Origin of the sequence: Nitrosopumilus maritimus SCM1, from assembly GCF_000018465.1 — an archaeon.
GTDB classification, from domain to species: Archaea; Thermoproteota; Nitrososphaeria; order Nitrososphaerales; family Nitrosopumilaceae; genus Nitrosopumilus; species Nitrosopumilus maritimus.
This window is the reverse complement of the sequence record NC_010085.1, coordinates 584,406-599,772: the sequence shown is the minus strand read 5'-3', so window position 1 is coordinate 599,772 and position 15,367 is coordinate 584,406. Positions and strand designations below refer to the sequence as shown.

At 33.1% G+C, this 15,367-nt stretch carries 13 protein-coding genes; 9 read left to right on the top strand and 4 right to left on the bottom strand.

Features of this window, described 5'->3' with window-relative positions; all coding sequences use genetic code 11:
- The first annotated feature begins 143 nt into the window (after positions 1-143).
- From NMAR_RS03525 to egtB, 3 genes are read left to right on the top strand one after another with little or no spacing between them, the layout of a single operon-like run.
- The gene (locus NMAR_RS03525; protein WP_012215042.1) at positions 144-428 is read left to right on the top strand and encodes a hypothetical protein; all 285 of its coding nucleotides are present in this window, start codon (positions 144-146) and stop codon (positions 426-428) included.
- 59 nt (positions 429-487) lie between these two features.
- A complete protein-coding gene (gene proS, locus NMAR_RS03520; RefSeq protein WP_012215041.1) occupies positions 488-1,930 on the top strand; it encodes a proline--tRNA ligase in 1,443 nt (480 codons plus the stop codon).
- Positions 1,931-1,971: 41 nt separating this feature from the next.
- Positions 1,972-3,282, top strand: a complete 1,311-nt coding sequence (gene egtB / locus NMAR_RS03515) for an ergothioneine biosynthesis protein EgtB (protein ID WP_012215040.1) — start codon at positions 1,972-1,974, stop codon at positions 3,280-3,282.
- A 7-nt stretch (positions 3,283-3,289) separates the two neighbouring features.
- Here egtB and NMAR_RS03510 read toward each other — a convergent pair whose 3' ends face one another.
- A complete protein-coding gene (locus tag NMAR_RS03510) occupies positions 3,290-4,495 on the bottom strand; it encodes a two-component system sensor histidine kinase NtrB (protein ID WP_187146559.1) in 1,206 nt (401 codons plus the stop codon).
- A 111-nt stretch (positions 4,496-4,606) separates the two neighbouring features.
- On the opposite strand from NMAR_RS03510, the gene NMAR_RS03505 reads away from it, so the two are divergent.
- Positions 4,607-5,266, top strand: a complete 660-nt coding sequence (locus NMAR_RS03505) for a DsbA family protein (RefSeq protein WP_012215038.1) — start codon at positions 4,607-4,609, stop codon at positions 5,264-5,266.
- Positions 5,267-5,353: 87 nt separating this feature from the next.
- Complete coding sequence (locus NMAR_RS03500; RefSeq protein ID WP_012215037.1) at positions 5,354-5,920, top strand: NADPH-dependent FMN reductase; 567 nt, start codon at positions 5,354-5,356, stop codon at positions 5,918-5,920.
- A 40-nt stretch (positions 5,921-5,960) separates the two neighbouring features.
- Here NMAR_RS03500 and egtD read toward each other — a convergent pair whose 3' ends face one another.
- Complete coding sequence (gene egtD, locus NMAR_RS03495) at positions 5,961-6,980, bottom strand: L-histidine N(alpha)-methyltransferase (RefSeq protein WP_012215036.1); 1,020 nt, start codon at positions 6,978-6,980, stop codon at positions 5,961-5,963.
- 96 nt (positions 6,981-7,076) lie between these two features.
- On the opposite strand from egtD, the gene NMAR_RS03490 reads away from it, so the two are divergent.
- Complete coding sequence (locus NMAR_RS03490) at positions 7,077-8,042, top strand: ABC transporter ATP-binding protein (RefSeq protein ID WP_148680072.1); 966 nt, start codon at positions 7,077-7,079, stop codon at positions 8,040-8,042.
- On the opposite strand, the gene NMAR_RS03485 is transcribed toward NMAR_RS03490, so the two are convergent.
- Positions 8,039-11,563 (bottom strand): chromosome segregation SMC family protein, encoded by a 3,525-nt coding sequence (locus NMAR_RS03485; RefSeq protein ID WP_012215034.1) that lies wholly within the window; start codon positions 11,561-11,563, stop codon positions 8,039-8,041. The genes NMAR_RS03490 and NMAR_RS03485 overlap by 4 nt on opposite strands.
- A 175-nt stretch (positions 11,564-11,738) precedes the next feature.
- On the opposite strand from NMAR_RS03485, the gene NMAR_RS03480 reads away from it, so the two are divergent.
- Positions 11,739-12,476, top strand: coding sequence for a carbon-nitrogen hydrolase family protein (locus NMAR_RS03480; RefSeq protein ID WP_012215033.1), 738 nt, complete (start codon positions 11,739-11,741; stop codon positions 12,474-12,476).
- Here the strand turns inward: NMAR_RS03480 and NMAR_RS03475 are convergent, their stop codons facing one another.
- Positions 12,477-13,571 (bottom strand): inositol-3-phosphate synthase, encoded by a 1,095-nt coding sequence (locus NMAR_RS03475; RefSeq protein WP_012215032.1) that lies wholly within the window; start codon positions 13,569-13,571, stop codon positions 12,477-12,479. It abuts the gene before it with no gap.
- A gap of 103 nt (positions 13,572-13,674) precedes the next feature.
- Here NMAR_RS03475 and NMAR_RS03470 point away from each other — a divergent pair, with 103 nt between their 5' ends.
- Positions 13,675-14,616: a deoxyhypusine synthase gene (locus NMAR_RS03470; protein WP_012215031.1), complete on the top strand. Its 942-nt coding sequence runs from the start codon at positions 13,675-13,677 to the stop codon at positions 14,614-14,616.
- Positions 14,617-14,652: 36 nt separating this feature from the next.
- Positions 14,653-15,366: a proteasome assembly chaperone family protein gene (locus NMAR_RS03465; protein ID WP_012215030.1), complete on the top strand. Its 714-nt coding sequence runs from the start codon at positions 14,653-14,655 to the stop codon at positions 15,364-15,366.
- The last annotated feature ends 1 nt before the right edge of the window (position 15,367 follow it).

Genomic DNA, 15,367 nt, shown 5'->3' with positions numbered 1-15,367 from the left:
GAATATTTAGAAAATACACATTTCATACATACAAATAACAACAAATCAAACTAGAACATATTTAAATAAAAAATCCATTTTTGATAGGAGTATTTTTGAAGATCAAACGCTAGTAATAAATCACCGGAGTTAGTCGTATAGATATGGATGAATTAGAACACAAATTTGAAGTAGAAATTCAAGAAAGAGAAGGACGACAAAAGCTACCAGACAACGTCAAGGCAGAACTAAAAGCGTCAGGCATGATGGATGATAAAGGAAAACTGAAACTAAAAGGAGTTAGTCCAAAAATGCTCAAAAGAATGAAACAAGAATTTGTAGCTTGTCCAGTTCTAAAGGACGACATTCATTTTATACAGTGCTTTGTTTGCCCAAACTTCCAAAGTAGAGTTACAGGCAAAGTCCTATGCAAAGGCGATTCCCTTTAACAAAAAACAAGAACAATTCACGAAAAGCTCATTAGTTAATTTATTCTGAGAATTTTAGTTTGAGTAAAGAAGATGTGGGGATTACAGTTTCAAAGAATGAGGATTTTAGTGAGTGGTATACTCAAGTTGTACTAAAAGCCAAACTAGCAGATTACGCACCAGTTAAAGGGTTAATCGTGCTCAGACCAGATGGACATTCCATTTGGGAATCATTGAAAAATACATTTGACAAAAAATTTGCAAAAAACGGAATCAGAAATGGATTTCTTCCAGTATTAATTCCTGAATCACTGTTAGGCAAAGAGCAAAAACACTTTGCAGGTTTCAATCCAGAAGTATTTTGGGTAACACATTCAGGAACAAATGAAATTGGAGACAGACTAGCATTAAGACCAACATCTGAGACACTAGCATACACATTATACTCAAAATGGATTCAGAGTTGGAGGGATCTTCCACTAAAGATTAATTTTTGGAATACAGCATTACGTGCAGAAATCAAGGCAACAAAACCATTTCTCAGAACATCAGAATTTTTGTGGCAAGAAGGACATACTGTGCACATAACACAAGAAGAAGCAGAACAAGAAGTAATGAAAATTCTAGACATTTACAAAAATACTGTTGAAGAAGAATTAGCAATTCCAGTTACAACTGGAAAGAAGAGTGAGAAAGAAAAATTCGTTGGTGCAGTATATACAACTACAATGGAATCAATTATGCCAGATGGAAAAGCATTGCAAATGGGCACATCACATTTCCTAGGACAAAATTTTTCAAAACCATTTGAAGTAAAATTTGCTGACAAAGACAATGTAGAACATTTTGCATGGCAAACATCATGGGGAGTGTCTTGGAGATTAATTGGTGCAATGATAATGGCTCACGGAGATGATCAGGGTCTTGTGTTGCCACCCAAAGTTGCACCAACACAAGTAGTGATTGTTCCAATTTACAGAAATGATGAAGGAAGAGACAAAGTATTACCAAAAGTAAAAGAAATTCAAGAAAGTTTAGAGGCAAAAGATATTCGAGTTCAAGTAGACGACAGACAAGGATTGTCACCAGGCTACAAATTCAACGACTGGGAGATGAAAGGGGTTCCAATACGCATAGAGATTGGACCAAAAGATATTGAAAAACAAAGCATTGTTGTTGCAAAAAGATACAATCGTGAAAAGACAAATTTGCAATTTAGTGAGATAGAAAAAGTTGTTGAGGTTTTAGATGAGATACAAAAAAACATGTTAGAAAAGGCACGAGAACAATCAAAAGAAAACACGAAATACGTATCAGATTACACAGAATTCAAATTAAAAATTGAGGAAGGAGGATTCTTCAACGCCCCTTGGTGTGGAAAATTAGAATGCGAAGAGAAGATAAAAGAAGAGACAGGGGCAGATATACGAGTAATTCCATTTGGAAGTGAAGATACTAATTCAAAATGCATGTATTGTGGGGAACAAAGCAAATCAATTCCAATTTTTGCAAGAGGGTATTGATACACCAAATATAATAATACAAAAAAATTAATTTTTTAGTAATGACTACAAATCCAGAACTAACAGAGAGAAAACCTCTACTTGAGCAATTTAGAGAAACTAGAAGTAGAACTTTAGAGTTAGTAAAAACTCTAGAAAAGGATGATTTTGTGGTACAAACTGCATTTTTCATGAGTCCACCAAAATGGCACGTCGGACACGTTAGTTGGATTTATGAAGCAATTATGAGTAAACTAGACAAAAATTATGAATTTTATTCAAAAGAATTTTCAGAATATCTTAATTCCTATTATCAACAATTTGGCGTTCCACATGACAAAGGATTGCGAGGTGTAATTTCTAGACCAACTGTTGATCAGATTTTTCAATATTTCAATACAATCAATCAAAGAGTAGAGAAATTTATTGAAACTCAGTCTTTAGACAAAAATGCAGTTCGATTAATCACAATGGGATTTCATCATGAATGTCAACATCAAGAATTGTTAGTGTATGATTTACAACATCTTCTTGCTGAACAATATAGACCAGTAAAGAAAAATCAAATCCAAAAACAAAACAGTGTTGAACAAAGTTCTGTTCAGATAAACGGGGGATTATACACTATGGGATTCAATGGAAAAAAATTCTGCTACGATATTGAACTTCCAGAACATAAAGTATACCTGAATAATTACAAAATTGATGTGTTTCCAATTACAAACAAGCAATATCTAGAATTTATCGAAGATGGAGGATATGAGACATACAAGTATTGGTTATCAGATGGTTGGGAGAAAGTAAAAGATAACAAATGGAATGCACCAATGTATTGGGAAAAAGTTAATGGTAAATGGAATGTTAGAGACTTTTTAGGAATCCGAGAAATTAACCCAAATGAACCAGTATGCCATGTCAGTTTCTATGAGGCTGATGCATATTGTAAATGGGCAGGAAAAAGATTACCAACAGAAGCAGAATGGGAAAAAGCAGCATGTTGGAATGAATCAAAACAAGAAAAAACCATTTTCCCATGGGGAAATGAACAACCAACAGAGAACAAAGCCAATCTTCTTGAATCATATCACTGGGGATGCACAGAGATTGGAACATATCCAGAAGGAATCAGTTCATCAGGATGTCAGCAAATGATCGGAGACATATGGGAATGGACATCATCAGAATTTACAGGATATCCAGGTTTCAAAACAGGATTTGATGAATATAATGACAAATGGTTTACAAATCAAAAAGTTTTGAGAGGAGGTTCGTTTGGCACACCAAAAATGTCAATACGTGGAAGTTATAGGAATTTCTTTAGATTAGATGAAAGATGGTTGTTTTCAGGTTTTAGATGTGCTGAAGATATTTAGTTTGTAATTAGAGATTTGAAGGAATCATAATTGTAAATGTTGTTGGATTGTTAGATACATTGATTGTGCCTTCATGTTGTTCTATGATATTTTTGCAGCTAGCCAACCCAAGACCCGTACCTTTTTGTTTTAGAGTAAAAAGAGGTTCAAATATTTCTGAGATAGACTCCGAATCAATTCCAGGTCCAGAGTCTTCCACCTGAATCTCAATAAAGTTATCAACACTTTTCATTCTAATTGCAATCTTTCCTTCTCTACGTACTGCATCAACTGCATTTAACAACAAATTCACAAATACAATCTCCATTTTGAGTTTGTCACATCTTATTGTATAGTCTTTTTCAGGATATGAAACCTCAACAGAATCAGGGATAGAAACACGTTTTGCAGCTAGATTAATTATTTCTAGCAAAGATGTTTTTTCTAATGAAATTTTGTTTGTTCTAACATAATCAAGTACATCTTCTACCTGATGATTTATTTGAGTAACAGATTTTTTTATTAATTCTAAACGTTGAATGTCTTTCTCATCAGTTACAGTAGATTTTTGTGAAGTTAGTAAATCTACCACTCCTTTAATTGTAGTCAATGGATTACGTATGTCATGTGAAACTCGGGATGCAAGTTCTCCAATTGAAGCCAATTTTTCTAATCGCCTTTCTTTTTCAGATTGTTTTCTTAAAAGATCAAGAATAATCAATAACACCATTACATGCACTCCAACATTTAGGATTGCAAGACCAATTTGTAAAATTAAAAGATTTTTACTGTAAATTTTATTTTCTTCTAGCATCAGAGATAATAAATAATCTAAAGCACCATTAGTGTCAAATTTTGCAGTATCGAGATTTGTAAATATTAAATCATTAAAACCGAATTTTGGATTTTCTTCTTTTAGAATTTCTCCCACATAATTAGTATAAACAATTAATTTGGTTTGAGCAATATTATGTGCGTTTAAAAATTTAGTTGGAAGGGGGTTTAAGGTCAAATTGTGAGACACTCCCCCATTTTTTAATATGTTAAATTCCTCTTCCATGTGAATTATCGAGTTTTCAGGATCTGCGTATGGAACTCCATTAACATATTTGTGCACTTCAAAGATCAGTACATCTGAATGTTGTTTGAGTTCAGATACAAGAAGTACAGAATTTTCAAAAATGGTATGTTCGTTGACGAAGTGAGATAATGATAAAAAACTAGCAATAATCAAAATAATTTGTATTGAAACGAGAATAGGAATAAGATGCCTTGTGTTCATATTTGATTAAATGATGTCTAAACATTAATTATCAATTGCGATTTACGAACATTATTGACTAATATGCCAACTAAAATTGTAATTGCAGCTGCAGTGATTGTTGTTGGTATTGCCATGAGTATTTATGCAGTAACTGGAATGGATATGAACACCAAGGTGGCAGAAGCAGCTAGGGTAGATGTAGAAAACATCAAACAATACAGCCACTCTTTGGGCAATTCAAATGCACCAATTACAATTATAGAATTTGGAGATTTCCAGTGTCCATTTTGTAGTGAGTGGTATAAAGAAACTGCAATGCCTTTGAAAGAGAAGTATATAGAATCAGGTCAAGTGGAATTGGTGTTTGTGGATTATCCATTTTTAGGAGATGATTCCTATCCTACAGCACATGCAAGTTATTGTGCAGAACAACAAGGGATGTATTGGGAATTTCATGAAATATTATATCTAAACCAAGGAGACACCAATGATGGATGGGCAAGTGCAGATAAAATAAGAGATTTTGCAAGTCAGATTAATTTAGATATGGAAAAATATGATGAATGTATGTCTTCTTCAGAATTTAATCAAAAAATTGATCAAAGTCTAAAGTTAGGAGAGGTACATGAAGTAAACCAAACTCCAACATTTATTGTTGTAAATGAGCGTGGAGAATATCAAAAAATCGAAGGTAAACAACCATTAGTTGTGTTTGAAGAACTAATGCAAAAAATGAAATAATTTTACAAATATTTTAGTGTAGAATCAAACAAAGATTGGGATTAGTTTTGGAGAAAACTTTATGACATAATTTGAAAGTTTGTTGGTATGAACATAGCAGTAATTTTAGGTTCTCTAAGAAAGGATAGAAATGGAGAAAGAGTAGGACGATACATCACGAAGAAAATTCAAGATAGAAGACACAAAGTCTCAGTAGTGGATCCAATGGAGTTGGATTTACCAATTTTAGATAGAATGTATAAAGAAATGGAAAATCCTGAATCTAAATTCCAAAAATTACATGATATGATAATTTCTGCTGATGGATATGTTCCAATTACGCCTGAATACAACCATACAATATCAGCTGCCTTGAAAAATACCCTTGATTATTGTCTTGAAGAATATTTTTTCAAACCTTCTGCCATAGTTTCCTATTCAGTAGGTTCCTTTGGAGGAATTAATGCAGCACAGCATTTACGGCATATTTTTGCAGAATTAGGTTCCCCATCAATTCCATCTTCACTTCAAATTTCTAAAGTACATGAAGCATTTGATGAATCAGGAAATCTCTTGCATCAAGAATATGAAAAAAGAATTGAACGTTTTTTAGACGAATTTGAATGGTATCTTAATGCATTAAAAAATCAGAGAGAGAAAGGAACTCCTTACTGAATCCTGACTTAGTATTTAGGCACAAACTATGGAAAATCTATCAAGTTTTTGAGACCAAAGTTAATGAAAAATATTTTTTATCGTCAAGCCAGGTGTGTTTTAACTCAAATCCAACATCATCAAGAAGATCATGAATTTGAGATAATCTATATTTGTGAGAGTATTCAGTGTGAATCAATTCATCTTTTTGTAATTTTAATTCCAAATCAGATTTTGATATGATTATTGATTGATCAACCAGAGATTTCAAATACATTTCAATTCTCTGATCTTTTTCATTGTAAATAGCATGATGTGAAAAGTTTTGTAAATTAAAATCAGCATCAAGCTCGTCATTAATTCTAGATAAAACATTAAGATTGAACTTTGCAGTTACGCCTTCAGAGTCATTATAAGCAGATTCAAGAATGGTTTTGTCTTTTACAAGATCAAGTCCAATCAAAAACAAATCACCAGGTTTCATAGTAGCATAAACTTTTTCTAAAAATTTGTACCCGTCAATTGGAGAGAAATTACCAAAACTGGAACCCAGGAAAATGATGAGATTGCTTTTATCATCATATGTTTTTAAAAATTCTAAACCACCCTCATAAGTATCGATAATGCCAGTAATTGTAAGATTTTGATAATCATTTAGTAATTCTTCAGAACTTTCTGTAAGAATTTCAGAGATATCTATTGGAAAGTACTCGAGAGTTTTTTGAGATGTCAAAAAGTCCAGGATTAACCGAGTTTTTGTTGAGGAACCACTGCCTAATTCTACCAATCTAAAGTCTTCATCCAAGTAGGAAGACAGTTCACTCTGGAGTTTTTTCAGAATAGAAATTTCAGTTCTAGTAGGATAGTATTCTGGAACAGAACATATTTTTTCAAACAACTCAGAACCTTTCTTGTCATAGAAAAATTTGGGATGAATAGATTTAGAGTTAGTTCCAAGGCCAGATGAGATTTCTTCAGCAAACGTTTTTTCAATTTTTGTGGCATGAGGTTTGAAATATTGTAATCTGGAATCAACAACAAATTTCTTGTATTCTTTGTTTTTTTGTAAGGTATTGTTCAAGTACTAAAATCAGTATTAGAGGGCATAAAAGCCTTAACCCAATTCTTTACGCACAAACTATATCTCTTGATATACTTCTAAATTCAACAGTATTTGTTGGATGAAATTCTCAAAATAGAGCATTTGAAAAAATATTTTACAAAAAAAGGAATGTTTGGAAAAGAATCTGACACAGTAAGAGCAACGGATGACATTTCTTTTTCTGTAAAGAAAGGAGAGGTGTTTGTACTAGCAGGGGAATCCGGTTCAGGAAAATCAACTATTGCAAAATTAATTTTAAGATCAATACAGCCGGATTCAGGAAAAATATTTTTCGAAGGACAAGAAATTGACAACAATCCTGAAAATTTGCAAAAAATCAGAATGGGATGTCAAATGATTCATCAGGATCCATATGATTCGATAAATCCAAGAATGAAGATTGGAGATATTGTTTCAGAGCCACTTGAAATTCACAATATTGGAAATAAAGACAAAAGACGAAGAAGAGTAATCGAAGTTCTTCATGAAGTTAAGCTAGAACCAGCTGAAGAAATAATCAAAAAATATCCACATATGTTGTCAGGAGGTCAAAGACAAAGAGTGGTTTTAGCAAGAGCTCTGTCATTAAAACCAAAAGTCATTTTAGCAGATGAACCAGTCTCAATGCTTGATGTATCAATTAGAGCTGAAATGCTAGAGTTGATGCATGAATTACAAAAAAAATACAACATTTCATTTATCTATATCACACATGATTTGGCAACTGCAAGGTATTTTGGTCAAAGAATAGGAATTTTGTATTTAGGAAAGATTGTAGAAGTAGGACCTATTGATCAAGTGCTTCTTAGCCCAAAACATCCTTACACACAGGCGTTAATTGACGCAATATCAGAGCCAAATCCAGACAATTTACACAAGGATAAAAAAATCAGAATCAACGAACCGTCAGATATCGATATTCTACATGGCTGTAGATTCAGAAACAGATGCCCATATGTTATTGACAAATGTGAAACAGAACCAAAGTTTGAAAAGATAGATGATGAGCACTATTCAGCTTGTCATGTAAAAATCAACTAAGATGTTCTAACAGAAGGCATACGTTTGTCCTTGTAAGTGACAACGTTTGACACACCATTCTTTGGAAATACACCATAGATCAGTTTTGCTTTTTGGACTACAGAGTCTTTTAGTGAAACCATAATGAATTGGCTTTCTTTTGCTCGCTCTTCTAAAATATTTGAGAGTCTTTCAGAGTTTGGAGCATCAAGGTGTGCATCTACTTCATCAAACAAGTAAAATGGGGAAGGTTTGAGTTTTTGTAAAGCAAGTACAAATACAATTGCAGCTAGTGTCTTCTCACCACCACTAATGGATGTAGATTCTCTTTTTGGTTTATTTGGAAATTGTATCAAGTATGAAATTCCAGAATTGAATATATCATCTTCATTTTGTAGTTCTAACCATGCATTTCCACCAGTCATCTTGTTGAAAATTAATTTAATTTCTTTATCGACTTTGTCAAATGCATCCAAGAATGTCTGACGCTTGTCCTTTTCAATGTCTTCAATGAATTTTACAATAGAGTTTCTTTCTTCTTCAAGAGAATTCTTTCTAGTAGACATTGAACGATAACCATAAGATACTTCAAGATAAGTTTCAGGAGCTTTTGCATTTAGTGCATTTAATGAAGCCAATTCTGCAGACAGCCCTTGAACAATAGATTCTACATCAAATGTCTCCATGTCTTTGTCAAAGCCAAATGCAGAGAGAATTTGCTGTAATTTAGTCTCATTTTCAACTAAATCCCTCAAATCACGGTTCAAAGAGTCAGATTGTCTCTCCAAAGTATTGATTTGTTTAGTCAATTCTCTATCTTTCTCAGATAATACTTTGAGTTTGTCATCAAACTCTTTGAGTTGTCCAATAGAAGAACCAGATGTCTCAATAAGTTCTTGTTCTTTTTCTCTTAGTTTTACAAGAACTTCATTCTTTGATTCTTTTTGGACTTCTAGTTCATTAATTTTTGATTGTAATTCTTCTTTTTCCAAACTCAATGAACGTTCTTCATCATGAAGACGGTTAGATTGAGATTTTTCACGATTATCTTGAGTTTCTAATGTTGTTAATTGTGAAGCCTTGTCACGATATTCATTGGTAATGGTGGTGTATAGTTTTTCGACTTCAGCTTTCTTTGCATTGATTCTAGATAATTCATTTGCAATACGTGCTTGTTCTCCACTTGCATAGTTTTCTTCTACAATGGATATACGTTCTAGTAAGGATTCAACATGTGATTCATTTGTAAGAACTTCAGATTCAATGTTTTGATCACGAGAAGTCAAATCAGCAATTCTAGTTGTGATTTGTTCTTTCATGTTTAGTGCAGATTCAATTCTAGGTGTAAGGGTAGAGTAATGTTCATTGGTAGATGCAAGAGATTGTTCAGAAATTGAAAGTCGTTCAGAATTTAATTGAATAGAGTCATCTAATTTTTTAATGGCATTCTTTTTCAGTAGAAGATACTTCTTTACAGCATTAATTGATTGGAATAAACCATCAACATCACTACTCATCGAAATTAATTTTGTAAGTTTTGATATCTTTGAATCAATATCAATAACAACAGTTCCACCTTTTGCTTCAAAATATTCACCATCCATAGTAACTGCCTTGTATCCAGACTGAGAAACATTGTATGCAGATTCTCGGGTTTCAGTGAGAATAATATTTCCAAATAGGAAAGTTTTGAGTTCAGCATAGGCAGGTTTGCAGCGTACAAAGTCTGAAAGGACACCTATTACGCCTGAATCGGTAGGTAGTTTTAGTTTGAATTTAGGGATAGAATCCATAGGAATAATCTTGAGTTTAGATAATTTTCTAGACCTTGCAAACTCTGCAATCCCAAGAAGAGTTGCAAAGTCTTTTACAACTATTGCTTTAATCCAATCAGAACTTACAGCTAAGATAGAACGCTCGTATTGTTTATCCCAAGAAATCATTTCATAAACTAAACCTTCAATGCCAAGTTGTTCTGCATCTTCTTTTAATTTTGCAACAGTATAGTCTTCATGCATGAATCCTTTAACAGTTTTAATTTTTGATTCATAACGAGTTGCAGCTTGATTAGATTTTTCTAAAATTTCCCCCCATTCATCCATATCGGAAACAATTTTAGATTTTTTTGATTGTAGTTTTTGTATTCTAGATTTTAATTCAGTAATTGTAGCGTTATGGTTTTTGATCATAGATTCTAGTTTTGTTTTTGATGAAGTCAGTTCTTCAATACCTTGTTCAAGACCTTGTAGTTTTGCAGTGTTTGATTCAACTTTAATTTTTGATTCTTCTTTTTCGTGTTGTAGTTTAGAGAGTTTTAATTTTGCATCATTAAGTTGAGTTGTTAACTCTTTAATTTTTTGATCAATCTCAGATTTTTTAGCTGCAGCTTGTGATTGTTCATCTAAAATTTTATTTCTTTGAGAGTCGACAATTTCTAAATCAGAATTAATTTTGTTTTTCTTTACATTGGTTTGTTCAATAGATTCTTTAATTTTCAAAATCTGTGTATCTATATCGCTTCGTGCACTATCAACATCTTCAAGTTCTTTTTGAATTTCTGGAATTCGAGATTCAATTTGTTCTATTCTTTTCTTTGATGCAGAGATTGCACTATTGTCAATTTCATATTGTTCCATTGCAGTTGCAATTTCAGTATCAAGTGCAGATTTTGCTTGAGTATAATCATTAGCTTCTGCCATAAGTTTTGATTTTTCAGATTCCAAAGTTCCAATTTCAGTTCTAAGAATACTTCTTTCATCATCAAATGTGGTGATTTCAGCAGTAACTGAGTGTAAAGTTGATTCCTTTGACTCTTTTTGGCTTGAAATCACCTTTAGTTTGTTAGCTGCAGCAATTGCCTTGTATCGATTTAATTCACGCTCAAGAATATCATAGCGCAATTTCTGGTTACGTTCCTCTTCTAATTCATCAATTCGTTTCTTTATTTCACCCATTTTTGCAAGAGCAATTTCTAATCTCCTATCTGCCTCATCAAGTTGTTTTACAGATTCAGCCTTTTTTTCATCAAAATACGAAAGTCCAATCAAATCTTCAATTGTCTTTCTTTTCTCTTCAGATGTAAATTCAGAAATTCTTGTAACGGTTCCTTGTTGCACAGCATTAAGCTGACCTAATCCAGCATTTGCCATATCAAGTAAATCAAGAATATGACTACGGTTTGTTTTCTTTTTGTTTAGATAGTATGTATTTTCTCCATTTGCATCCATTTCCCTTGTAATTTCCACATTGTCAGAATCAACTGGAATCTTTCTATCAGAATTATCAAAATGAACACTAGATCTTGCCATTTTTGGTCCACGTCTATTTCCTTCAATATCATGAATCAGTGATCGTAATTTGTCAACTCTCATAACCTTTGGTTTGTTTTCACCCATTGCAAAAATGATAGCATCTAAGATGTTACTTTTACCAGAACCGTTAGGACCTGAGATCGATACAAGTCCAGGTTCAAATTGCACAGTGGTATTCTTGAATCCAAATGATTTGAAGCCAAAGATCTCGACTTTTTTTACATGAACCAATAAGAATAATGTCTCAATTGGTGAGATAATCGATGTTTAACAAGTTTAGTTGACACTATTGCATAATTTTTCTTGTTTTAGTATGATATTTTTCGTAACGGTTACTCAGAGAAAAATGAAATTTCTGATCGTAATGTGTGCCTACCTATAATTACCAAATACCCATTCTAAAAACATGGTAAAACTAGGAATGATTCAAACCGTTTCATATCAAAATAACCAAAAAGGAATAGACAGAGTTTCACAGATTTTAAGAAAATTAGGCAGGCAGGAAACTGACATTGTTTGTCTTCCCGAACAATGGCTAAAAGAAAATATAATTTCAGACTTTGATACAGAATTTTCAGAATTTAAGGACATATCCAGAGATTTTTCAATGACCATTATTCCAGGGGCATTTTATGAAAATAACAAGAAAAAATCTTCAATAATTGCACCTGTGATTGGTCCTGAAGGAGAATTCATAGGCAGGCAAGAGAAGATACACCCATTTGATTATGAGAGAGATACGGTCACGCCCGGAAAGGAGGCTAAAATCTTCAATACTGCATGCAAATTCGGAGTGGTGATTTGCTATGATATGGTATTTCCACAGGTAGCAAATACTTTGACAAAAAAAGGCGCCCAAGTTTTGTTGTCACCTAGCAGAATTGTAAGAAGAGGGATAGAATCATGGCACATGTATGTTCAAGTCAGGGCATTAGAAAACAGAATCCCAATTCTTGCGGCAAATGTAGAGAATAGAAGATTTGGCGGAGAGAGCCTCATTGTGGATTTAGCTGAAAACAACAAAGTAGTCAATACAAAACTTACTAAACTAAAAAAAGAAAAATCAGTTTCAAAAGAATTCAAACTGGAAAAATATCAAAAAAGCAGAAAAAATAGATTTTCAGATGCAAACAAGTTTAGATGATTATTCGCCAGCTACAAACTTTTCACATGCAGTCTTTGCAGCAACATCAGAAGTTTGTTCAATTGGGTGTTTCATCAGATATGCACTTGCAGGTTTGATTGGTCCACCAACTCCTCTATCAAGTGCAATCTTTGCAAGTCGAATTGCATCAATTACAATACCTGCAGAGTTTGCCTTGTCATCAACATCTAAACGAACCTCCATGTTGTAAGGAATATTTGCCCATTGACGACCTTCAATTCTCATAAACATGAGTTTGGTGTTACCTAAAAATGGAATAAAGTCAGAAGGCCCAACATAGATTTGATCATCATCTAGTCGTTCATCAAGTTGACTCTGTACACTTTCAGTTTTAGAAATTTTCTTGGAGACTAGTCTCTCTTGTTCTTTCATGTTTAAGAAATCAGTGTTTCCGCCTACATTGATTTGGTATGTTTTTTCAATTTTAGTTCCTCTGTCATTACAGAGTTTTGCTAATGTTCTATGCACAATAGTTGCTCCAACTTGACCTTTGATATCATCACCAATACAAGGGATGTTCTTCTCTTCAAATTTTTTTGCCCATTCAGGATCTGATGCAATAAATGAAGGAATACAGTTTACAAAAGCAGTATTAGTATCAAGACAAACTTGAGCCCAGAATTGAGTGACTTTATCTGAACCCACAGGTAAATATGATACAATAATTTCAGCACCAGTCTCTTTGATGATTTTCTTTGCTTCTTCTGCAATTTCATCATCAGTTTTTGCACTTTTGATTGGTTTTACTCTGTTTTCAACCCACAATCCAACACCATCTAAAACTGGACTCTCGAATACTTTGCCATCAGTTTTTGGCATTTCATCTTTTGGAATCCAGTCTACCATGTTTGGGTATTCATAAATTGCTTCATTGATTAGTTTTCCAACTTTGTTTTCTCCAACATCAAATCCACATACAAAGTCAATATCATGAATTCCATATCCTGCTAATTTATCGTGAATAATTCCAATTACTTCTTGAGAAGGGTTTTTTCTATAGTATTCAATTCCTTGAATAAGTCCTGAAAAGCAGTTTCCAATTCCTACTAATCCGACTTTGATTCTTCCTGTCATTCGAAGAGTGGTGATATTGGGCGGGTTTAAAGTTTTCTTAGATAATTGAAAAATAATTCAAAGTTAAGGCAGAATTTTATACTTGACTCCATCGAATTAGAACATGGTTGATCCAGGCCGTCCAGTAAAAGACATAGAGATTGATTCAAACACATCTATTGAAAAAATATTTCAAGAATTATCTCAGTCAGGAGGATTTGAATCAGTAAATCTATCAACAGGTGTTGATATTTTATCTGAAATGATTTCGGACAAACAATGTCTCAAATTCATCTCGTTTGTGGGGGCAGTAGTATCTACAGGATTAAGAGGGATTCTAAAAGACATGCTCAAAAACAAATGGTTTGATGTTGCAATAACAACTTGTGGTGCATTAGATCATGATATTGCAAGACACTTTTCACATTACAAAGAAGGATCATTTACAATGGATGATAATGAACTTGCAGACCAAGATATCCACAGATTAGGCAATGTACTTGTGCCTATGGACAGTTATGGACCACTAATTGAAGAAAAGATGCAGACATTCTTAGAAGAAGAATATCAAAACGGAGTCAAAGAGATGACTACTGCAGAAATTTGTAAAATGATTGGAAAACATTTGGGAGAAGATTCATTTCTTTATTGGGCATACAAAAACCACATCAGTGTTGTAGTTCCAGGAATTATGGATGGAGCAGTAGGAAGTCAAATTTGGTTATTCACACAAAAACATAATGATTTTAAATTAAACATGGCAGGAGATGCAGATTTACTTTCAGGATATATTTTCAAAGCAGAAAAATCAGGAGCATTTATGATTGGAGGGGGAATTTCAAAGCATCATACTTTATGGTGGAACCAATACAGAGAGGGATTAGACTATGCATTTTACATTACAACTGCACAAGAGTTTGATGGCAGTCTTAGTGGAGCATTAGTTAGAGAAGCAATTTCATGGGGCAAAGTTACACAAAAAGCAAAACAATCAACATTACATGCAGAAGTTACGACGATCTTACCATTTATCTACGCAGCACTAGTAACAAAATTACAAAGTTAGACAAAACCTATTATCTAATAAAAACAAAAAATAACCATGTACCCAAAAATAAGAATTAAAGAATTCAAACCACTTAATCTAGAAGGAGGATATCTTATTGACGGATTTCCATCAGCAGGTTTTAGCAGTGCAATTGCATCAGAATCAATGGTGCACACATCGAAATTTAAACTAGCAGGAATTATTGACTCAGACATATTTCCACCAATTAGTGTAATTAAAGATGGAAAACCAAACTACCCATCAAGAATTTTTGTAAATGAAGAATCAAAGGTAAGTGTCTTTTTATCATATCTAACACTTGATCAATCATTACACAAAGTTACAGCCAAAACAATGCTTAATTGGGCACAAAAACACAAAATTGGATTAGTTGTAAGCAGTATTGCAGTAAAATCACCTAATGAAAATGAAGAGTTGATTGGAATTGGCAGTACAGATTCTGCACGAGAAAAAATAAGAAGTGCAGGGTTAAAAGTTTTAGAATTTGGAACAGTACCAGGAATTCCTGGAACGTTGTTAAATGTAGCAAGCATAACAGGACAAGATGTAATTGTAATTATTTTTCATACAAATGGGGAAGGTCCTGATTTTAAATCAAGTGCTAAGTTATGTATGGCAATATCGAAGTTAATTCCAGGATCATCATGTGATATTTCTGCATTACAAAAAGAAGCAGAAAAAGCTGAAACAGTTATCAAAGAAGCTGAAGAAGAATCTAAGCATCTAAAAGATTCTATGTACATGTAAG